The 20,258-nt window shown below is 73.2% G+C and carries 16 protein-coding genes and 1 pseudogene; 14 read left to right on the top strand and 3 right to left on the bottom strand.

The features are described from left to right. The first annotated feature begins 206 nt into the window (after nt 1-206). Nucleotides 207-1,385 carry a transglycosylase family protein gene (locus tag DT019_RS26445; RefSeq protein WP_114039426.1) on the top strand — a complete coding sequence of 393 codons (1,179 nt, stop codon included), beginning with the start codon at nt 207-209 and terminating at the stop codon, nt 1,383-1,385. On the opposite strand, the pseudogene DT019_RS26440 reads toward DT019_RS26445, so the two are convergent. After that, a pseudogene (locus tag DT019_RS26440) lies at nt 1,364-2,266 on the bottom strand (DMT family transporter); the annotation flags it as partial. The gene DT019_RS26445 and the pseudogene DT019_RS26440 sit on opposite strands and share 22 nt — an antisense overlap. A 325-nt stretch (nt 2,267-2,591) precedes the next feature. Between DT019_RS26440 and DT019_RS26435 the strand changes: the two are divergent. The 5 genes from DT019_RS26435 to DT019_RS26415 all read left to right on the top strand — a co-directional run bounded on the left by DT019_RS26435 (nt 2,592) and on the right by DT019_RS26415 (nt 8,329). Continuing rightward, nucleotides 2,592-3,302 (top strand): (2Fe-2S)-binding protein, encoded by a 711-nt coding sequence (locus DT019_RS26435; protein ID WP_114039425.1) that lies wholly within the window; start codon nt 2,592-2,594, stop codon nt 3,300-3,302. A 79-nt stretch (nt 3,303-3,381) separates the two neighbouring features. Continuing rightward, nucleotides 3,382-3,624 carry a hypothetical protein gene (locus tag DT019_RS26430; RefSeq protein ID WP_114039424.1) on the top strand — a complete coding sequence of 81 codons (243 nt, stop codon included), beginning with the start codon at nt 3,382-3,384 and terminating at the stop codon, nt 3,622-3,624. Nucleotides 3,625-3,626: 2 nt separating this feature from the next. After that, nucleotides 3,627-4,175, top strand: coding sequence for a Clp protease N-terminal domain-containing protein (locus DT019_RS26425; protein ID WP_114039423.1), 549 nt, complete (start codon nt 3,627-3,629; stop codon nt 4,173-4,175). Between the two features lie 165 nt (nt 4,176-4,340). Then, a complete protein-coding gene (locus tag DT019_RS26420; protein WP_114039422.1) occupies nt 4,341-6,680 on the top strand; it encodes a GH92 family glycosyl hydrolase in 2,340 nt (779 codons plus the stop codon). Between the two features lie 134 nt (nt 6,681-6,814). After that, entirely contained in the window at nt 6,815-8,329 is a 1,515-nt protein-coding gene (locus DT019_RS26415; protein WP_114039421.1) for an SDR family NAD(P)-dependent oxidoreductase, read from the top strand. Between the two features lie 32 nt (nt 8,330-8,361). Here the strand turns inward: DT019_RS26415 and DT019_RS26410 are convergent, their stop codons facing one another. Beyond that, nucleotides 8,362-8,955 (bottom strand): inositol oxygenase family protein, encoded by a 594-nt coding sequence (locus DT019_RS26410; protein WP_114039420.1) that lies wholly within the window; start codon nt 8,953-8,955, stop codon nt 8,362-8,364. A gap of 342 nt (nt 8,956-9,297) precedes the next feature. On the opposite strand from DT019_RS26410, the gene DT019_RS39750 reads away from it, so the two are divergent. The 7 genes from DT019_RS39750 to DT019_RS26380 all read left to right on the top strand — a co-directional run bounded on the left by DT019_RS39750 (nt 9,298) and on the right by DT019_RS26380 (nt 18,805). Further along, the gene (locus tag DT019_RS39750) at nt 9,298-9,471 is read left to right on the top strand and encodes a hypothetical protein (RefSeq protein WP_189389963.1); all 174 of its coding nucleotides are present in this window, start codon (nt 9,298-9,300) and stop codon (nt 9,469-9,471) included. Between the two features lie 185 nt (nt 9,472-9,656). Beyond that, nucleotides 9,657-11,684, top strand: coding sequence for an alpha/beta hydrolase family protein (locus DT019_RS26405; protein WP_114039419.1), 2,028 nt, complete (start codon nt 9,657-9,659; stop codon nt 11,682-11,684). A gap of 176 nt (nt 11,685-11,860) precedes the next feature. Then, entirely contained in the window at nt 11,861-13,030 is a 1,170-nt protein-coding gene (locus DT019_RS39745) for a DUF6777 domain-containing protein (RefSeq protein ID WP_114039418.1), read from the top strand. Between the two features lie 152 nt (nt 13,031-13,182). Further along, nucleotides 13,183-14,208, top strand: coding sequence for a hypothetical protein (locus DT019_RS26395; RefSeq protein WP_114039417.1), 1,026 nt, complete (start codon nt 13,183-13,185; stop codon nt 14,206-14,208). Between the two features lie 176 nt (nt 14,209-14,384). Next, complete coding sequence (locus DT019_RS26390; protein WP_223279775.1) at nt 14,385-16,376, top strand: SpoIIE family protein phosphatase; 1,992 nt, start codon at nt 14,385-14,387, stop codon at nt 16,374-16,376. Nucleotides 16,377-16,580: 204 nt separating this feature from the next. Then, the gene (locus DT019_RS26385) at nt 16,581-17,915 is read left to right on the top strand and encodes a wax ester/triacylglycerol synthase family O-acyltransferase (RefSeq protein ID WP_114039415.1); all 1,335 of its coding nucleotides are present in this window, start codon (nt 16,581-16,583) and stop codon (nt 17,913-17,915) included. 29 nt (nt 17,916-17,944) lie between these two features. Continuing rightward, on the top strand, nt 17,945-18,805 hold the full coding sequence (locus DT019_RS26380) for an Fpg/Nei family DNA glycosylase (protein ID WP_114039414.1): 861 nt from the start codon (nt 17,945-17,947) through the stop codon (nt 18,803-18,805). On the opposite strand, the gene DT019_RS26375 is transcribed toward DT019_RS26380, so the two are convergent. Then, on the bottom strand, nt 18,798-19,433 hold the full coding sequence (locus DT019_RS26375) for a zf-HC2 domain-containing protein (RefSeq protein WP_114039413.1): 636 nt from the start codon (nt 19,431-19,433) through the stop codon (nt 18,798-18,800). The two genes, DT019_RS26380 and DT019_RS26375, sit on opposite strands and share 8 nt — an antisense overlap. A 71-nt stretch (nt 19,434-19,504) precedes the next feature. On the opposite strand from DT019_RS26375, the gene DT019_RS26370 reads away from it, so the two are divergent. Continuing rightward, nucleotides 19,505-20,251 carry a LytR/AlgR family response regulator transcription factor gene (locus tag DT019_RS26370; RefSeq protein WP_114039412.1) on the top strand — a complete coding sequence of 249 codons (747 nt, stop codon included), beginning with the start codon at nt 19,505-19,507 and terminating at the stop codon, nt 20,249-20,251. Nucleotides 20,252-20,258: the final 7 nt, after the last annotated feature.

The following is a 20,258-nucleotide window of genomic DNA, read 5'->3' as shown; positions in this document are numbered from 1 at the left end:
TTCGCGGCGCCACGAGCGGCCCTTGCGGCGCGCGGTTGACGCCCACCCTACGGAACGTCCCACGTCATCCGGCACGGTCCGGGTGCCCGACACGGCGGACGAAGGTCCCGGCCCCGCTGAAGCCTGTCCTCCGCTTGTCCGCCCCCTTGTCATGGGCAGTTCGCAGCCCCTACTTTGGCGGCTCTTGGAGCCTTCGAGGGGGACTCATGGCCTTACGCGGCCGGCACCGCCGGTACCAGCCGAGCCGGATCAACCGGGCGTCCCTGACGGTCACGGCCGGCGGAGCGGGCATAGCCCTCCCGCTGATCGGCGCGAGCACCGCGGACGCCGCGTCCGCCGACGTGTGGAACAAGGTCGCTGCCTGCGAGTCGACCAACAACTGGCACATCAACACGGGCAACGGCTATTACGGCGGCCTCCAGTTCAGCCAGTCCACCTGGGCGGCGTACGGCGGTCGCCAGTACGCGGCGCGCGCGGACCTGGCCACCCGCGACCAGCAGATCGCGATCGCCGAGAAGGTGCTCAAGGGGCAGGGGCCCGGCGCCTGGCCGGTCTGCTCGGGCGAGGCGGGACTCACCCGGGGCGGCACCGCGCCGCATCTGACCACCACGTCCGAGCGCCGGACCGAGATCAAGCCGCAGGCCCCGCACGCGGCGCCGAAGGCCCCGGCGCCCGCGAAGAAGCCCGAGCGGCCGAGCCCCACCAAGGTGCCGGGCCCCCGGGAGTCGTACACCGTCGTGCACGGCGACTCGCTGTCCAAGATCGCCGAGCGCGAGCGTGTCCAGGGCGGCTGGCCGAAGCTGTACGCCGACAACCGCGCGGTCGTGGGTGCGAACCCGGATCTCATCCGGCCGGGAGAGCATCTGACGCTGCCCGGCGCCGCCCCGGCGAGGCCCACGGCGCCGCCGAAGAGCGCGCCGAGGTCCCCGGCCAGGCCCCCGGCCGCCAAGCCGCCCGCGGCGAAGGCGGCCACTAGGTCCGCCGGGTTCACCGCCCCGGTCGACGCCCACCCCGGCACCCCGTACCACAAGGCCGGCTCGTCCTGGGCGAGCGGCTACCACACCGGCGTCGACTTCCCCGTGCCCACCGGCACCGCGGTGAAGGCGGTCACCACGGGCACCGTCGTGGAGGCGGGCTGGGGCGGTGCGTACGGATACCAGGTGGTGATCCGGCACCCCGACGGCAGGTACAGCCAGTACGCCCATCTCTCGGCGCTCAACGTGAGGGCGGGTCAGCAGGTCAACACCGGCCAGCGGATCGGCCGTTCGGGCGCCACCGGCAACGCGTCCGGGCCGCACCTGCACTTCGAGATACGGACCGGGCCGGCCTACGGATCTGACGTGGACCCCTTGGCCTATCTGAGGGCGGGCGGCGTCGCGGTCTGATCCGGGCTGTCCTCCGGTCGCCGGGCGGCGGTCAGGACCGGCTTGTGGTGGCGGGCCGCGCCGAGCCGTTCCGTGGTGAGCAGGATCAGGCCGCCCGCCGCCACGACACCGCAGCCGAGGGCGATCGCGGTGCCCGCGGACCCGTACCGGAAGGACTCGCCGAACAGGGTCAGACCGATGGCGGCGGCGACCACCGGGTTGACGACGGTGACCGTCGCCAGCGGCGCCGCGAGGCCCGCTCCGCGGTAGGAGGCCTGCGAGAGCAGCAGCCCGGACATCGCGAACCCGGCTATCGCGCAGAGGATCGGCACGTCGCCGAGCGCCGGGCCCGACTCCCAGTCCTCGGCGACGGACTTGGTGAACACCGAGGCCAGGCCGAAGGCACCGCCCGCCGCCGCGGCGAGCAGGACGCTGCGGGTGGCCGCGCGGTGCAGCGCTCTGGACGCCACGAACAGCGCGGCCACCGCGCCGAATCCGGCCGCGGCGAGCACGAGCCGCGAGCCCGTGGCGAGGGCGTCCGCGTCCGCCCCGTTGGTCAGCACGAGCAGGCCCGCCAGGCCCGCGGTCGCCATGACGGCTCCGCGCCAGGCGGCCGCCCCGGCCCGGCGGCGGACGAGCACCGCCGCCATCGGCAGCGCGAACACGATGGTGAGCGCGCCCATCGGCTGCACCAGCGTGAGCGGACCGCAGGCCAGGGCCGCCACGTGCAGTGCGGCGCCGAGGCCGTTGAGACTGACCGAGCCCCACCACGCCGGGCGGCGCACGGGGGCGTACGCGCTGCCCGGCGTGGACGCGGCGACGCGCTCCTGCACGATCGCCGCCGCCGCGTACGCGACGGCGGAGACCAACGACAGCAGCACGGCCAGGACAAGGGCGCTCATGGCTCCACGATGTCTCGTTGCGGACCCCGTGTCGTCGTCCCTGAGCACCGATTGCTCCGTACTCCAGGAGGAGTAGGGACGTACGACCAAAGTCGTCCCAGATAATCGGACTTTCAGTAAAACCGCAGCTCAAAATGGGCGTCAAGGGGATCGGAAGATCACATTCCGTGGTCTGGGCGCGATCGGCCGGTGAGGGGTGTGCGCCCCCGGCCGCCGGGCTGGAACCGGCCACCGGCCAGTCCGTGTCACAGTGGCACGCACTGACACCCGGGCCCCCGAGGGGCCGCGCGGCGAAACGCGACACACAAGGACAGGGGAGAGCGGGTTGAGTCCGGAGGAACTGGCGGAGGTCTCATCGGTGGGGGGCTTCTTCGCGCTCCGCGTCGGGCATGGCGGCGCCCCGTACGTCCCGCTGGCCTCGCTGTACGCGGGGGAGACGGAGCCGCTGACCGCGCGCGTCGACATGGTCGCCGCGCGGCTGCGCGCCCCCGAGCGCCGGGCCGCCGCGTCCATCGCGCATCTGGGGCTCTCCGCCCGGCTCTGGTCGATCGCGCTCGGCCCGGCCGTGCTGCACGGCGCGGTGGCGGACCTCGCTCCGGAGCGGCTGCACTGGGACGGCGCCCGCACCTCGCCCGACGACCTGCTCCTCGCGCCCGGCGGCACGTCCCGGGAAGTCACCGCCGACCTTCTCCTGAGCGCCGTCCTGGACGCCCACCTCCTCCCGCTCGCCGAGGCGATCCGCCGTGACACCCCCGTGTCGGCCGGGCTGCTGCGCGGCAACGCCGCCTCCGCCCTGGCCGGCGCGGTGCGTGAACTCCACGGCTGGGCAAGGAAGTCGGGCCGCCCCGAGGCGGCGGAGCGGGCCCTGGCCCTGGGTGGCGAACTGTTCGCGCACCCAGGCCTCGCGGGCACCGGCACCCTGCTGCCCGGCCCGGCGTTCCGCAGGCGCAGCTGCTGCCTCTACTACCGCTGCCCGGGCGGCGGGCTCTGCGGCGACTGCGTCTTCGAGCGCCCGCCGCGGCCGCCGGCGCCCTGAACCGCGCGGCGGCGGCTTCTCCTCCGCTCTTGTCAGGATTCCTTGACAGCGTCCCGGCTGTCAGGGCAACCTGACATGCATGGGAGCTGAGGACACACCGGCCTCGCTGGCCGGACAGGTCACCAACAAGGACCCCGCCGTCGGACTGGCGGCCGTCGTCGCGCTGCGCCGCCTCCTGGAGGAACTGGAGCGCGTCCACGTCGACAACGCCCGTGAGCAGGGCTGGTCCTGGCAGAGCATCGCGACCTCACTGCAGGTCAGCAGGCAGTCGGTGCACGAGAAGCATGCGAGCAGGCGCAAAGCCACCGGCAAGGAGGACTGAAGGTGTTCGAGTTTTTCACCGAGCGTGCCAGGCAGGCGATCGTGGCGTCCCAGGACGAGGCGCTCGCCCTGGGTCACGACTTCATCGGCACCGAGCACGTCCTGCTGGGGCTCGCGGGGACCGGGGACAGCACCGCCCACGACGCGCTGACCGCGCGAGGCGTCGCGGTGGACCGGGTCCGCGAGGAGACCGTACGGATCCTGGAAGCGGCCGGGGTGCCGAGCAGCGGCGGACAGCCCGCGAAGGACGCGCTGGCCTCGATCGGCATTGACGTGGAGGAGATCAAGCGGCAGGCCGACAGCACCTTCGGGCCGGGAGCCTTCCAGTACCCGCGGCCCGCGTACACACCGCGCGCGAAGCAGGTCCTGGAGGCCACCCTGCGCGAGGCGAAGGCCCTCGGGCACGAACGCTTCGGCACGGAGCACATGCTGCTCGGCCTGCTCTCGGCAGGCGACGGGGGCCGGGGTCTGGAGGTCCTCGCGGCGCTGGGCACGGACCTGGCCGCACTGCGTACGGAGGTGCTGTCCCGGGTCGCGCCGGACGAGGCGTAGAGGCGGGAGCGGCAAGGGAGTTGGGGTCCGGCCGGAAATTGGGCCGGACCCCGGCCCGTCGCCGTCCTCCATCCCCGCCCGACCCTTGACGCGTACACGCACAAGGCCGAAGAATGATCGCGGCCTGACAACGTTGTCCACGCTGTCCAAGGAGGCGCTCCACCCATGCATCCGATCCGGAGAACGCGTGGGGCGGGCATCGCGCTCGCCGCCCTCGCGCTGCTTGCCGGGGTGCTCGCCGCGCCCGCCGCCCAAGCCGCCCCGCCCGGTGGCGGCCAACTGACCGATCTGGTCAACCCGTTCATCGGCACGGAGAACGAGGGCAACACCTACCCCGGCGCCGCCGTGCCCTTCGGCATGGTCCAGCTCTCCCCGGACACCGGCCACAACACCGGTTACGACCACGCCCAGGACCACATCCGGGGCTTCTCCGGCGTGCACCTGTCCGGAGTGGGCTGCGGGCTCGGCGGCGATCTGCCGACCCTGCCCACCACAGGTGACATCACCGAGACCGACTACGCGCGGTACGCCGCGAGGTTCAGCCACGCCACCGAGCAGGCGAGCCCCGGGTACTACCGGGTCGGCCTCGACTCCGGGATCACGGCGGAACTCACCGCCACCGCGCGCACCGGCGTCCAGCGCTACACCTTCCCCGCCACCGGCAAGGCCAACGTCCTGCTGAACGCGGGCCAGTCGCTGCACCGGACCGTCACCACCACCGTCGAGATCCTGGACGCGCGCACCGTACGGACCGCCATCACCGGCAGGGGCTTCTGCCAGGACACCAGGCCGTACACGCTCTACACCGTCACCCGCTTCGACCGCCCGTTCACCGCGTTCGGCACCTGGAAGGACGGCACGGTCGACACGGGCACCACCCGGTCCACCGCAAGCGGCGGCAACGGCGCCTGGGTGCGCTTCGACACCACGAAGGACCGCACCGTGGAGGCCACCACCGCTTTCAGTTACGTGGACGCGGCGGGCGCCGCCGGCAATCTGCGCGCCGAGGGCGGCAGGAGCTTCGACCGGGTCGTTTGGGCCGCCCGGGCCGCATGGGAGCGGCGGCTGGAGACCGTACGGGCGCAAGGAGGCGCCGACACCCTGCGCCGCACCTTCTACTCCTCGCTCTACCGGTCCTTCCTAGCGCCCAACCTCGGCAGCGACACCGACGGCCGCTACACCGGCTGGGACCAGAGGATCCACCGCGCGAACGGGTTCGACTACTACCAGAACTGGTCCCTGTGGGACACCTACCGCACCCAGACCCAGCTGCTCTCGCTGCTCGCCCCGCGCGAGGCACGGGACATGGCGATCTCCGTGCTGAAGATCGACGAGGAGAGCGGCTGGCTGCCGAAGTGGGGCTACGGCACCGTCGAGACCAACATCATGACCGGCGACCCGGTCACCCCGTTCCTCACCAACGCCTACGCCCAGGGCCTGCTCAAGGGGTACGAGGAGCAGGCCTACCGCGCGCTGAGGAAGAACGCCGACGGGGTGCCGCCACCCGCCTCCCCGGCCGTCGGCCGCGAGGCCAACTCCCCGTACATCAGGGACGGTTACGCCCCCTACGTCAAGGACCGCCCGCACGCCAAGCCCGGCGACTCCGACTTCGACCACGGCGCCTCGGCGACCCTGGAGTACGCGCTCGCCGACGCGATGCTGGGCAGGATGGCCCGCGAGCTCGGCCACCTTGAGGACGCCGCCCGCTACACCGCCCGCGCCCAGAGCTACCGGAAGATCTTCGACCCCTCGACCGGGTTCTTCCGCGCCCGCGACGCGCGGGGCGCCTTCACCGGGCCCGCCGACCCGGCCAGGAGCGAGGGCTTCCACGAGGGGACGGCCTGGCAGTACCAGTGGCTGGTGCCGCAGGACCTGCCCGGGATGGTCTCCCTCATCGGCGGCCAGGGCGCGGCCAACCAGCGCCTCGATTCGTTCTTCGCGTACGACAGGCTCTTGGCGGACCCCGCAAGGACCGCCCGCGAGGTGTGGGTGAACGGGCCGTACTCGTACGACAACGCGGACAAGTACAACCCGCAGAACGAGCCGGACCTCATCGCCCCCTACACCTACCTCTCGACCGGGCAGCCGTGGAAGACCACCGACGTGGTGCACGCGGCCCTGACCCTGTTCACCGACACCCCGACCGGGATGACCGGCAACGACGACCTCGGAACCATGTCCGCGTGGATGGTGCTGTCCTCGATCGGGATCTTCCCGGTCCAGCCCGGCACGGACACCTGGGGCCTGTCCACGCCCGTCTTCGACCGCGTCGACCTCTCGCTCGACCGCCGCTACTACCCGCGCGGGCGGTTCACGGTGACGGCGCCGGGCACCTCCGGCAGCGCCCGCTACATCCGGGGCGCGCGGCTGGACGGTCGCGCCCAGACCCGCACCTACCTCACCGGAGCTGACCTCCGGGCCGGCCGGGACCTCGCCTTCACGGTCGGTTCCGCGCCGTCCGCGTGGGGCACCGCGCCGTCGGCCGCGCCGCCCGTGGTGCGCTGACCCGCCCCCGGCCCCGGTCCACCGCCCGCCCCCGCTTCCCTGGGGGCGGGCGGTTTGGTAAGGACCGGTATCGCTCCGTACCATGGCGCTTTTGGATACGTGACACGCACGACTGATCGAGGAACGCGACGGCGATGACGGTGACAGAGGACTTCCAGGACCAGGAGCAGGGCCTGGGTGTCGACGAGCGGGCCGACCAGGACTTCGGCCCCGGCATCGACCCCGAGCGGCTCGCGCTCTGCCTGAGTGTGCTGGCGGAACTCGACCAGATCGACGTCGACCACCCCGACGCCATCGCGGTGCGCCGCGCCACGGCCGGTGTCTACCGGACCGTGAAGCAGCGCCGGCGCCAGGAGCGCCGTGCCGCCAAGACCGCCCACGACCGCGCCGTCACCGAGGCGACCGCCACCGGCTCCGCCGAGCGCATCGACGACGAGACCGAGGGCCTGCTGCCCAGCTCGTCGGTCACCGGCGAGATCGCGGGCATACTCCGGCGCCCCCGGTCCTGCTACATCTGCAAGACCCGGTACGTCGAGGTGGACGCGTTCTACCACCAGCTCTGCCAGGAGTGCGCGGCCAAGAACCGGGCCCGCCGCGACGCGCGCACCGACCTCACGGGCAAGCGCGCCCTGCTCACCGGCGGCCGCGCCAAGATCGGCATGTACATCGCGCTGCGGCTCCTGCGTGACGGCGCGCACACCACCGTCACCACCCGCTTCCCGAAGGACGCGATCCGCCGCTTCAAGGCGATGGAGGACTCCGCGGACTGGATGCACCGCCTCGAAGTCGTCGGCATCGATCTGCGTGACCCCGCGCAGGCGGTCGCCCTGGCCGAGCAGACGGCCGCGCAGGGTCCGCTGGACATCCTGATCAACAACGCCACGCAGACCGTGCGCCGGCTGCCCTCCGCCTACGCGGCCCTGGTCGACGGCGAGAGCGCGCCGCTGCCCGCCGGTGAGCTGCCCGCCCACCACGTCATCGGGGCGTTCAACTCCGGCGCGGTCGACGGCCTGGCCGCGCTGCCCGTCGGCACGTCGGGCCTGGACGCCCAGCGGGTCGCCGACCTCGCCCTGGTCGCGGGCAACGCCAGCATCGCCAAATACCAGGACGGCACCGCGCTCGACGCGGGCGGTCTGCTCCCCGACGTCGTCGACACCAACACCTGGGTGCAGTCCATCGACCAGATCTCGCCGGTCGAGCTCCTCGAGACCCAGCTGTGCAACTACACCGCGCCGTTCATCCTGATCAGCAGGTTGCGCCCGGTGATGGCCGAGGCCGCCCGCAAGGCGCCGAACGGCCGCGCGTACGTGGTGAACGTCTCGGCGATGGAAGGCGTCTTCAGCCGCGGCTACAAGGGCGCCGGACACCCCAACACCAACGCCGCCAAGGCCGCCATGAACATGGTCACCCGGACCAGCGGCCAGGAGATGTTCCAGACCGACAAGATCCTCATGACCTCGGTCGACACCGGCTGGATCACCGACGAGCGCCCGCACCACGACAAGCTGCGGCTCGCCGAGGAGGGCTTCCACGCCCCGCTCGACCTCGTCGACGGCGCCGCCCGCGTCTACGACCCGATCGTGCGCGGCGAGCTGGGCGAGGACCTGCACAGCGTCTTCCTCAAGGACTACGCGCCCGCCAACTGGTAGGCCCTCCGCCCGTCAACCGGCGTGCAGCGTCCTCAACAGGCGCCGCCCGACGGCTGCTCGGCGCTTCGCGCGACGAGCTCGAGGACCGGCCGCCAGTCCTCCATGACGCCAGCGTCGAGCCCCACGGTCTTGCCCGCGTCGTCGGCCTGGCGCAGGACCACCGCGTCCTCGGCCCATGGATCGCGCGCGAAGGCCGCCGCCTCCTCGGGCCCCATCACCCCGCCCTGCGCCCGCAGGGTCAGCGCGCTCTGCGGCGAGAGCGTCCGGTCCGGTTCGACCGCCGCCAGATAGCGCTTCGCGGCGACGTGCAGCTCCACGAGCCGGGCCACCCGGGCGCCGAGCAGCGGACGCACCGCCCGGGCCGCGGTCTCCGCGTGCCCGGCGTCGTCACCGGGATGGAGCAGATGCCCCAGATCGTGGACGAGCCCGGCCAACTGGAGCTCCTTGTCGGCCGGATGGGACCGGCGCAGCAGGTGGGCGGTCTGGAGCGCGTGGTCGTGCAGATCGACCGGATCACCGCTGCGGTCGGGGGTGTCCCAGGCGCCCCGGCAGGCGTGCAGCAGCTCCATCAGCTCCTCCACCGAGCGCACGGGACGGTCCGGAACGGGTCTGCTCGACAGCTCCATGTGGTCTCCTCCCCGCGAGCGGCAGCCGACAGGGTCAGCAGATCATGGCGGGATGAACACCGGGCTGAACGCCCGGCGAAGGAAAGTTGACGCAAAGGAAGTGGCCCTATCGAGCGCGACCGCGCTCATTTGGTTACTCTGGTGCGAACGGTAGCCACAGCGGGTCCACCAACCCTCGAGGCCCGTTCCGGATCCCTCCCACAACCTGTGGCCGTGATGCGGACAGAGTGCCGGCGCCACCGCGTCAGAACTGCCCCAACCCCTGCCCCGTGGGCGGACAACCGGGTCGGAGACCGACGCGTGCCGGTACGCCCAGGGTTACGCGACACAGAGGAGTGCGCGGTGACACCAGAGATGACAGAGCGCGAACGTCGGACGCCCGAACGCGGCGGCGAGCGGACCAAGCGGCCCGAGAAGCTCCGCAACATCGAGGTCTGGGCCCGCTCGGCCCCGATCCGCCTCGCGGGTTACGAAGAGGACCTCGCGGAGCCGCACATCCTGCCCGGCGTCGACTGACGCGCCGCGCACCACCGGTCCGTGCCCCCACCCGCCGGGGGCACGGACCGTGCGTCGGCCGTTGTGGGACCGCCGGTTCGCACGGCCGGAACGCGGGCGCCTACCGGTATGTGACGGTACGTCAGGCATCTGTACGCTCCCCGGCACCCTGTCGTGGCGGGGGCCGCGCGGGGCAGGATGACCGGATGTCCGAGACACCCGGTGGCACGACCGCCTTCCACGACCTGTCCGCCTTCCTCGCGACCGCGCGCGTCAACGGCCTCGCGCTCTCACCCGACGGGAAGCGGCTGGTGGCCGCCGTGCAGAGCCTCAACGCCGAGGGGCACGGATTCGTCGGCGCCCTGTGGGACGTCGATCCCGCCGGGGTGCGCGAGCCGCGCCGGCTGACCCGCTCCCGCACGGGGGAGTTCGCGCCCGCCTTCGCGCCGGACGGAACGCTGTACTTCCTCTCCCGGCGCGAGGACAGCGACCCCGGCGCGGCGAAGGACACCGATGAGGGCTCCGCCGTGTGGGCGCTGCCCGAGCACGGCGAGGCCGCCCTCGTGGCCCGCCACCCCGGTGGCATCGCCGGGTTCACGCTCGCCCGCGACAGGGCCACCCTCGCCTACACCGCGGGACTGCTGCCCGGCGCGGCCGACGCCGAGGCCCACGGCAAGCTGTGCAAGGACCGGGCCGACGCAAAGGTCGGCGCAGTCCTGTACGAGTCAGGGCTCACCCGCTTCTGGGACAGCGACCTCGGCCCGGACGAGCCCCACACCTTCGTCCGCCGCTGCGACGACGAGCACGGCTCACCCGTCGACGCGGGTGGTCAGGGATATGTCAGCGAGGCCGAGACCGCGCTCTCGCCGGACGGCTCCCGTGTCGCCCACACCCGCTTCGTCCACGGGCCGGTGCCGGACCGCAACCGCACCGTCGTCGTGGTCGCGGACGCCGCGACCGGCGACCAACTGCGCGTGATCGACCGGGACGGACACCATTACTCCACCCCGCTCTTCAGCTCCGACGGCGCGGGCCTGATCTGCACCCGCCAGCGGATCGAGACGTACGAGACGCCGTACGCCTACACCCTCGTGCGCATCGACCTGGCGAGCGGGGCCGAGCGCGAACTCGTGCCCGACTTCGAGAACTGGCCCATCGGCGCGGTGGTCTCGCCCCGTCCCGACGATCCGACCGTCTTCTTCGCCGCCGACGAACTCGGCCACTCGCCCGTCTTCCGGCTCGACCCCGACGGCACCGTCACCCGGCTCACCGCCTCCGGCACCTACACCTCCCTCAGCGTCGCGCCGGACGGGCGCACGCTGTACGCGCTGCGCAGCAGCGTCGACTGCCCGCCCACCCCCGTCCGCCTCGACGCCTCCCGGGCCGACCAGGAACCCGTCGCGCTGGTGGCGCCCGGCAAGGTGGACCGGCTGCCGGGCACGCTCACCGAGGTGCACACGGCGGGCGACGACGGCTTCCCGCTGCGCTCCTGGCTCGTCCTGCCCGAGGGTGCGTGCGCCGAGCGGCCCGCGCCGCTGCTGGTCTTCCCGCACGGCGGCCCCGAGACCTCCTGGAACGCCTGGACCTGGCGGTGGAACCCGTGGCCCTTCGCGGCGCGCGGCTACGCGGTCCTGCTGCCCGACCCGGCGCTCTCGGCCGGCTACGGCCCGCGGATGCACGAGCGCGGCTGGGGCCAGTGGGGCGGCCGGCCCTACCGGGACCTGATGGCCATGACCGACGCCGCCGAGGCCCGCCCCGACATCGACGCCACCCGCACCGGCCTCGCGGGCGCCTCGTACGGCGGCTACATGGCCAACCGGATCGCCACGCTGACGGACCGGTTCAGGGCGATCGTCTCGCACGCCTCGATCTGGGACCTGCGGTCCTTTCAGGCGGACACGGACGCCTCGGCCTACTTCCGGCGGATCTTCGGCGACCCGCTGGCCCGGCCGGAACGCTACGAGGAGAACTCGCCGTCCCTCGCCGTCGACCGCATCCGCACGCCCCTCCTGGTGGTCCACGGCGCGAAGGACTACCGGGTGCCCATTGGCCAGGGCATCGCGCTGTTCCAGGAACTCCAGCGCTGCGAAGTGCCCACGAAATTCCTGTACTTCCCCGACGAGAGCCACTGGATCCTCGCCCCGAACAACGCCCGCCTGTGGTACGCGACCGTGCTCAACTTCCTCGACCACCATGTCCTCGGCCAGGAGTGGCAGCGACCCGAACTGGTGTGATGCGCAGGGTGGAGAACGCAGAGAACGCTGAGCACGCTGAGCACACGGCCAGCGGCCGGGGGAGCCGGGGACCGGCAGGACCGGTGTGACTCGGGCGGACCCCGTCCGTTTGCGCGCGGCGTGCGCCTGCGGCACACAATGAGGGGCAACTCGGGGCGTACAGGTGGGAGATCCACGTGTCCTCGACCCTGCGCAGAATCGCCGCTGCCGCCGCCGTGCTGTCCGTCGGCGCCTTCGCCGCCGGATGCGGCGGCGGCGCCACCGGTGCCGACAGCGAGCAGGACCTCAACCTCCAGCCGATCGCGGCCGCGGGACCGGACCCGTTCACCGGGTCCACGGCCCGGTCCACGGCGACGCCCACCCCGGCCGCGCCCCCCGGCACCGCGAGCAACACCCCCACGCCGGGCTTCCGGTCGGCGCGTACCGTGTCGGGCTCCACGCCGGGCCTGTACGGCGGTACGCAGTCGGTGGCCAGCTGCGACGTGGAGAAGCAGATCCGCTTCCTCGGCGGCGACCGGGCCAAGAACCGGGCGTTCGCCGAGGCGGCCGGGATCGACCCGGGCTCCGTGGCGGGCTTCCTGCGCGGGCTCACGCCCGTCGTGCTGCGCGAGGACACCCGGGTCACCAACCACGGCTTCCGGGACGGCTCGGCGACCAGTTTCCAGTCGGTGCTCCAGGCGGGCACCGCGGTCCTGATCGACGATCACGGGGCGCCGCGGGTGCGGTGTGCCTGCGGGAACCCGCTGAAGCCGCCCAACACCCACCAGGGCGGCTGGAACGACAAGGGCAAGCCCTGGCCGGGCTTCCGCGGCGACCGCGTCATCGAGGTGCGGCCCACCACGGTGATCATCAACAACTTCATCATCGTCAACATCACCAACAACACCTGGATCGAGCGGAAGAGCGGCGACGACGGCCGGCACGACCGGGAGCGGCCCGACATCCACATCGACCCGAACAAGCCGCCGGTCACCGAGCCGCCCACCACGCCTCCGGCGAGCCCGAGCACCTCACCGCCCATCAGCTCGCCCCCGCCGAGCTCCGGGTGCCCGACGCCCACGCCGACCGTGACGGTCACCGAGACGCCGACCGCGACGCCCCCGCAGTCCGCACCGGCGGCCCCGCCGACGGGCTCGGCCGCCCCGAGCGGTTGCCCCACGGCCACCACGACGGTGACCGCGACGCCGTCCGTGCCGGTGCCGGGGCCGTCGACGCCCTCGCCGCCGGGGCCGTCCACGCCGCCCGACACCGGCGTGCCCAGCGAGCCCGTGTCCCCGCCGACGAGCCTGCCGAGCGGCCCGGAGTCCGACCTGGTCGGTCAATCGCCGGAGTCGGAGAACGTCTGAGACACGGCGACCCCCGGTCACCGGCGGACGGCGCCGGTGACGGGGGGCCCGACACGGGGGAGGAACGGAAAGACGGACCAAGAGGCGCATATAGGCTGCGTTCCTTGTTTCCGTGCCCTCATCCGTTCCTCCAGCAGCCAGGAGAGCTCTCCGTGACCGTCGCGATCGACCTGCCGAAGCCCGCCCCCGCCGCCGATGTGCACGACAGCGTGGCGCGCGACGCCCGCGAGTTCGGGGCCTACGCCCGGACCGGCGGCTGGGCGTTCGCCCTGATGGTGGCGCGCAGCGTGCGCCCCGGCGGACAGGCGGCGGGTGAGACGCCGAAGGTCTCCGCGAAGGAGTTCGCCGAGCTCGCCGGCTGCTCGGCCGAGCGCGTCATGCGCTACTACAAGGCGTGGGACAAGGCCTCCGACGACGGTCTGGTCCCGCTCTTCGAGGCGCTCGTCCCGGGCGAGGACATCGACCTGCCCGACGCCGACGTGTGGCCGGCCTACTACGCTTCCCGCTCCAGCGCGACCTCCGAGCGCGGCACCGCCATCACGGCCGCCGCCGAGGCCGAGGGCATCCGGCCGACCAAGGCCCTGGAGGTCGCCGAGAACCCCACCGCACTGCGTGCCGCGATCCTCGCCGACCCCGGCACCGCCCAGGCGGCTCGCTCCGCCCTCCTGGACCGGCTCAAGGACGACCCGGCGCTCCAGACCGAGCTGGCCCGCGACATCGCCCGCACCGACGGGCTGAAGAAGGCGGTGGCCACCGAGACCCGGGCCGCCGACCGCATCGGCTACGTCCGCCAGATCGTCGAGAACGGCCAGATCCGCACGCCCGCCGGCCAGACCGTCGACGCCCCCGCCGAGCTGCGCGCGGAGGCCGAGCGGCACCTCTCGCTGCTCGACGAGCTCGACGACGCCGAAGAGGCGGGCGAGTGGGTGTCCGAGGCGTACGACACCGTCAAGGGCCTGGTCGTCCAGGCCGTCGAGGCCGACCCCGAGCTGCGCGTGAAGGAACGCCGCACGAAGTTCTACAGCAGCCTGCAGAAGGCGACGAAGGTGTTCGAGGAGCTCACGCTCGACGACGCCGACGACATCTACGAGGACGACATGGTCCAGCGCCTCGAAGAGCTCCAGGCGGCCATCGGCACCTGCATCACCGCGCTGCGCAAGGCATCCCCGGCCCACTGAGCCGCTCCGCGCCGGACCTCCGCCGCCTCCCTGATGCGCGCGCTGCGGGCTGCGCCTAGCGTGGCCCCATGGACGCGGGTGCAGGGGGCGGAGGGGCGGCCGGACTGTGCCACTGCGGCGAGCCGGCCGACGGTGCGGACTGCCGCTTCCTTCACTCGTACGGCCGAGGCCTGCGGATGGGCAGTTTCGACTGGGACCTGGGCACCGGTCTGATGCACATGGACGAGCCCGCGCTCGACGTGTTCGACCTGCGGCCCGAGGAGTACGACAACCGGCCGGAGTCGCTGGCCGCCCGGGTGCCGCCCGCCGAGGCCCTCAGGCTCGACGCGCTCGTCTCGCAGGCGCTGAAGAACGGCAGCGTCAACTACGGCGTCTACTTCCGCATCCGGCGCCGTGACGGTCTGCTGCGCTGGACGCACACCCAGGGCTTCGTACGCCGCGACGAGACCGGCCGCCCGCTGCGCATCATCGGCATCGTCCGCGACGCCACCCAGGAGCTCGCCGAGTCCACCGCCCGGGTGGGCCTGGACGACGAGCGCCGCCGCACGACCAGCGTCGTGGAGGCGACCACCGCCGCCCTCGCGCACGCCAGGACCGTCAAGGACGTCATCGACGTCATGAAGGACTCGCGGGGGCCCGAGTACCTCGGCGCCACCAGCCTGGTGATGGGCCTCCTGGAAGCGGGCCGCATCCACCTGATCGCCGAGGGCCCCGAGGGCAGCTTCGTGCCCGGCACCCGGTGGACCCGGGTCGACGAGCGGTACCCGATGAGCGAGGTCATCCGGACGCTCGCACCCCGCTTCATCGAGTCCCCGGAGGACTTCGCCGAGTCCTATCCGGTGCTGTGGCCGAACATCAGCGGTCTCGGCATCACCTCCGCCGCCTATCTGCCGCTGATCGCCCAGGCCCGCCCGATCGGCGCGATCGGCCTGCTCTACAGCGACAAGTGGGGCTTCACGAGTGACGAGCGCAATCTCCTCGTGGCGCTGGGCAGTTCGATCGCCCAGTCGCTCCAGCGCGCCATGCTGTACGAGCAGGAGCACGACCTCGCCGAGGGGCTCCAGCAGGCGATGCTGCCGCGCCGCATCCCCGAGGTGCCCGGCGCCCAGCTCGCCGTCCGCTACCGCTCGGCACGGTTCGGCCGGGACATCGGCGGCGACTGGTACGACGTGATCCCGCTGCCCGGCGGCCGGGTCGGGGTGGCCATCGGCGACGTCCAGGGGCACGACACGCACGCCGCCGCGGTGATGGGGCAACTGCGCATCGTGCTGCGCGCGTACGCCGCCGAGGGACACACCCCGGCCACGGTGATGGCGCGGGCCTCGGTGTTCCTGCACGAGCTCGACACCGACCGGTTCGCCACCTGTACGTACGCGGAGGCAGACCTGAGCACCGGCGTCGTGCAGGTGGTGCGCGCCGGGCACGTCGACCCGCTGGTGCGTCTGCCCGACGGCAGCTGCCGCAGACTGCCTGTCGAGGGAGGCCTGCCGCTCGGCCTCTCCGCCGAGTTCGGGCGGCTCGAATACCCGGTGTCGACGGTCGAACTCGACCCCCTCCAGACCCTGTTGCTGTACACCGACGGGCTGGTGGAACAGCCCGGCGCCGACCTGGACGACGGCATGCAGCTCCTCGCGTCCCTGGTCCGATCGGGACCCGAGGACCTCGAAGCGCTGGCCGACCGGCTCTGCGACGTGGTCGACGAACGGGGCGGCGACGACGACGTGGCGCTGCTGCTCCTGCGCCGGCGCGCCATGGAGGTGCCGCAGGGCGGCGGGCGGCTGCGCCAGCACGTCGCACAGAACGACCCCGAGGCGCTCAGCTCCTCGCGCCACATGATCCGTGCGGCGGTCCGGGCGTGGGGCGCGCGCGAGCGGTCGGACGAGATCGAGCTCGCGGCCGACGAGCTCATCACCAACGCGCTGATGCACACCGACGGCGGGGCGATCGTCACCATCCGGGTGCTCACGGGACCCGAACGCAGGCTGCGCATCGAGGTGGAGGACCGCTCCAGTGCCCTGCCGCGCCGTCGCGAAGCGGGCTCCTCCGGGGTGTCGGGGCGCGGTCTGATGCTGGTGGACCGGCTCGCGGACGTCTGGGGCGTGGAGCCGCGCGGCAGCGGAAAGTGCGTGTGGTGCGAGTTCGTCGTCCCCGAACGCGGGACGCGCTGACCGCGACCGAACGCCGTGGTGGTGATCCCCTGGCCGCTGACTGGCCGGAAAACAACGCCTGATCGAGATCTGATCAATACTTGGCGGTAACTATACGTAACAGCTCATTACTTGACCGTAACCGTCCGTGCGGGTTTGACTGCTTACTCTGTCCGGGCGGCGCCGTCGCCGTCCGACCGGCCTCCGACCGACACGAGGACCCCCTTGAGCAGTGAGCTGCTGGCCCCTCTTGATCTGGCGTTCTGGCACCTCGAATCGGCCGAGCACCCCATGCACCTGGGTGCGCTGGCACACTTCGAACCGCTCCCCGGCACCGACGGCGGCCAGATCCTCGAACTCCTCGCGCGCCGCGCCGCGGCCATCCCCCGGCTGCGGATGTGCGTACGCGGCGTCTGGCTGCCCGTCGGCGGCGCGGCCTGGGTCGCCGACAAGGACTTCGACGTCCGCCGCCACGTCCGCCGGGTGCCGCTGCCCGCCGGGGACTTCCACGCCGAAGCCGCCCGGACGGCCGGGGAGTTGATGGAGCGGCCCCTGGAGCGGGGCCTGCCGCCCTGGCGGATGTACGTCCTGACGAGCGAGGAGGACCGGGCCTTCGCCGTCCTGGTGAAGCTGCACCACGCACTCGCCGACGGGATGCGCGCGGTCGCCATCGGCGCGGGCATCCTCGACCAGCTCGCCGGGCCGAGCACGAGGCGCCGCCGCCCCGTCCCGCCCCGCTCCTGGCTGCCGGGCCCCCGCCAGGTCGCCGGATTCGCCCGCGACCGGGTCAACGAGCTCACTCGGGCCGTCGGCATCGGCGCCTCCGTGATGCGCGCCAGCCGACTGGAACTCGGCGCGGGATCCGCCCTGGCCGCCGACTCCAGCGGCACCCGCCGCCTGGCCACCGCCGTCCTCGACCACGACGACGTCCAGCGGGTGCGCAGGGCCGAGGGCGGCACCGCCAACGATGTGCTGCTCGCCGTCGTCGCGGGCGGTCTGCGCCGCTGGCTCCTGGAGCGCGACTCCGCCCTGCCCGGCGCGCAGCCGCGCGCCCTGGTCCCCGTCTCGCGCCGCCGCCCGGGCGCCCCGCCCGGCTCCGGCAACAAGCTCTCCGCCTATCTGCTCGGCCTCCCGGTCGCCGAGCCCGACCCGCTGGCCCGGCTCGCCCTGGTGCGTACCGCCATGGACCGCAACAAGGCGGCAGGGCCGGGGCGCGGCGCCGGAGCCGTCGCCCTGCTCGCCGATCAACTGCCGCCGCTGGCCCACCGGTTCGGGGCGCCGCTGGCCGGGAACGCGGCCCGCCTCCTGTTCGACCTCCTCGTCACCAGCGTGCCGCTGCCCCGCTCCCAGCTCTCGCTGGGCGGCTGCCCGCTGCGCGCGATCTACCCGATGGCGCCGCTCGCCCGGGGCCAGTCCCTGGCGATCGCCCTGTCCACCTACGGCGGGCGCGTGCACATCGGTCTGGTGGCCGACGGCAAGGCCGTCCCCGATCTGGACCGGCTCGCCGCGTGCTTCGGACAGGACCTGGCGGAACTCCTGAAGGCGAGCGCGGCTCGCTGAGCCCGCCCGGGCGGGGCACCCTGGTACGTATGCCGGAACTGCCCGAAGTCGAGGCCCTGCGGGACTTCCTCTCCGACCACCTGGTCGGACAGGAGATCGCGGGCGCCCTGCCCGTCGCGATCAGCGTCCTGAAGACGTACGACCCGCCCTGGACCGCCCTGGCCGGGCGCACCGTCACCGGTGTCGCCCGGCACGGCAAGTTCCTCGACATCGACGCCGACGGGCTGCACCTGTGCGTCCACCTCGCCCGCGCGGGGTGGCTGCGCTGGCACGACGCGCTGCCGAGCGCGCCGCCGAAACCCGGCAAGGGCCCGCTCGCGCTGCGCGTGGCGCTGGCGGGCGGCGCGGGCTTCGACCTCACCGAGGCCGGCACCCGCAAGAGCCTGGCCGCCCACCTCGTCCACGACCCGTCCGAGGTCCCCGGCATCGCCCGGCTCGGCCCCGACCCGCTCGCCCCGGGCTTCGGGCGCGACGACCTGGCCGCCCTGCTCGCGGGCGAGCGGCGCCTGCTCAAGGGCGCGCTGCGTGACCAGTCCCTCGTCGCGGGCATCGGGAACGCCTACAGCGACGAGATCCTGCACGCGGCGCGCATGTCCCCCTTCAAGCCCGTCGCCCACCTCACCGACGACGAGATCACCACCCTGTACGAGGCGATGCGGGCCACCCTCACCGAAGCGGTCGAGCGTTCGCGCGGCCTCGCGGCGGGCCGGCTGAAGGCAGAGAAGAAGAGCGGGCTCCGGGTGCACGGCCGCACCGGGCAGCCCTGCCCGGTCTGCGGCGACACCGTCCGCGAGGTCTCCTTCGCCGACTCCTCCCTCCAGTACTGCCCCACCTGCCAGACGGGCGGCAAGGTCCTCGCCGACCGGCGCCTGTCGAAGCTGCTCAAGTAGCGCCCCGGGCGGGGGTGAGGGTGGCCGGCCGCGTCCCGTCGGCGGCCCGCACCTCGAACCGGGCGATCGCGTCCTGCGCCAGCGCCGCCGCGCCCCGCATCCGTACCGGCCGCCCGCCCCGGCCCGCCCAGGTCGCCACCGTCTGCTCGGTGCCGTCCCGGCCCACCGCGACCAGCGTGCACGACAGGGGCGCCGCACCCGCCAGGCCGAGCTCCACGTCCGTGCCCCACTCCATGGGCGCGGTCACCAGCGTCGCCGTCACGCCGGGCGCGTGCGAGGCCACCCGCCACCGCGGCGCCGCCGTGGGCTCAAGGACGACACCGATCCCGCCCGCCACCAGCACGCCCGACGCGGCCACCAGGGCGATCCGCAGCGCCCGGCCGCGCCGGCGCCGCCGGGCCACCGCGCCCAGCATCCGGAGCGGCACCTCGCCCGGGACGGGAGCGGGCGGGATCGCACCGCCCGCGGCATACGCGGCGAGCAGCGCCGTGAGGCTCCCGAACCCGGCCACCAGCCCTCTGCACGCGGCGCACCCGGGGAGGTGCTCCTCGAAGCGGAAGGCGTCGGCGGCATCGAGCACACCGAGGGCGTAGGCCCCGGCGTCCTCGTGGATGTGCAGCGAACTCATGCCGTCAGGTACGCAGAATCCGGCCCGAGCACTCAAGACACACCGCCACCGCGCGCCTAAACTCCGGCCCCATGCTGCGCGTACTGGCGGTCGACGACGAGGCCCCCGCCCTCGAAGAACTCCTCTACCTGCTGCGCTCCGACCCCCGGGTCCGCTCGGCGGAGGGCGCCACCGGCGCCACCGAGGCGCTGCGGCTCATCGGCGCCGCCCTCGAAGCGGGGGAGGACGGCGGGCAGGGCGTCGACGTGGTGTTCCTCGACATCCACATGGCCGGGCTCACCGGACTCGACATCGCACGGCTGCTCGCCGGGTTCGCCCGGCCGCCGCTGATCGTCTTCGTCACCGCCCACGAGGGCTTCGCCGTCCAGGCCTTCGACCTGAAGGCCGTCGACTACGTCCTCAAGCCCGTCCGCGGCGAACGGCTCGCCGAGGCGGTCCGCCGGGTCGCCGAACTCGTCGGCGGCCGCGCCCCCAGCGTCCAGGAACCGGACCAGATACCCGTCGAACTGGGCGGCGTCACCCGCTTCCTGCCCGTCGGCGACATCGCGTACGCCGAGGCCCAGGGCGACTACGCCCGGCTGCACACCGCCCGTGGCAGCCACCTCGTACGGATCCCGCTGTCCACCCTGGAGGAGCGCTGGCGCGCCCGCGGTTTCGTGCGGATCCACCGCAGTCACCTGGTGGCGCTGGACCGGATCGACGAACTCCGCCTCGACGCGGGCAGCATGAGCGTGCGGGTCGGCGACGCCGAGCTCCCCGTGAGCCGGCGCCACGCCCGCACGGTACGGGACCGCCTGCTGCGGCGCACCAGCCGCTGACCTGGCC

The organism is Streptomyces sp. SDr-06 (assembly GCF_003324565.1).
Taxonomy (GTDB): Bacteria; Actinomycetota; Actinomycetes; order Streptomycetales; family Streptomycetaceae; genus Streptomyces.
This window is presented reverse-complemented; position numbering and strand designations above follow the sequence as displayed.

Bases quoted from the DNA above. Each gene is read 5' to 3' on its own strand.
- DT019_RS26445 (WP_114039426.1), top strand. From the start codon at position 207: ATGGCCTTACGCGGCCGGCACCGCCGGTACCAGCCGAGCCGGATCAAC.
- DT019_RS26430 (WP_114039424.1), top strand. From the start codon at position 3,382: ATGGGAGCTGAGGACACACCGGCCTCGCTGGCCGGACAGGTCACCAAC.
- DT019_RS26420 (WP_114039422.1), top strand. From the start codon at position 4,341: ATGCATCCGATCCGGAGAACGCGTGGGGCGGGCATCGCGCTCGCCGCC.
- DT019_RS26415 (WP_114039421.1), top strand. From the start codon at position 6,815: ATGACGGTGACAGAGGACTTCCAGGACCAGGAGCAGGGCCTGGGTGTC.
- DT019_RS26410 (WP_114039420.1), bottom strand. From the start codon at position 8,955: ATGGAGCTGTCGAGCAGACCCGTTCCGGACCGTCCCGTGCGCTCGGTG.
- DT019_RS26405 (WP_114039419.1), top strand. From the start codon at position 9,657: ATGTCCGAGACACCCGGTGGCACGACCGCCTTCCACGACCTGTCCGCC.
- DT019_RS26390 (WP_223279775.1), top strand. From the start codon at position 14,385: ATGGGCAGTTTCGACTGGGACCTGGGCACCGGTCTGATGCACATGGAC.
- DT019_RS26380 (WP_114039414.1), top strand. From the start codon at position 17,945: ATGCCGGAACTGCCCGAAGTCGAGGCCCTGCGGGACTTCCTCTCCGAC.
- DT019_RS26375 (WP_114039413.1), bottom strand. From the start codon at position 19,433: ATGAGTTCGCTGCACATCCACGAGGACGCCGGGGCCTACGCCCTCGGT.
- DT019_RS26370 (WP_114039412.1), top strand. From the start codon at position 19,505: ATGCTGCGCGTACTGGCGGTCGACGACGAGGCCCCCGCCCTCGAAGAA.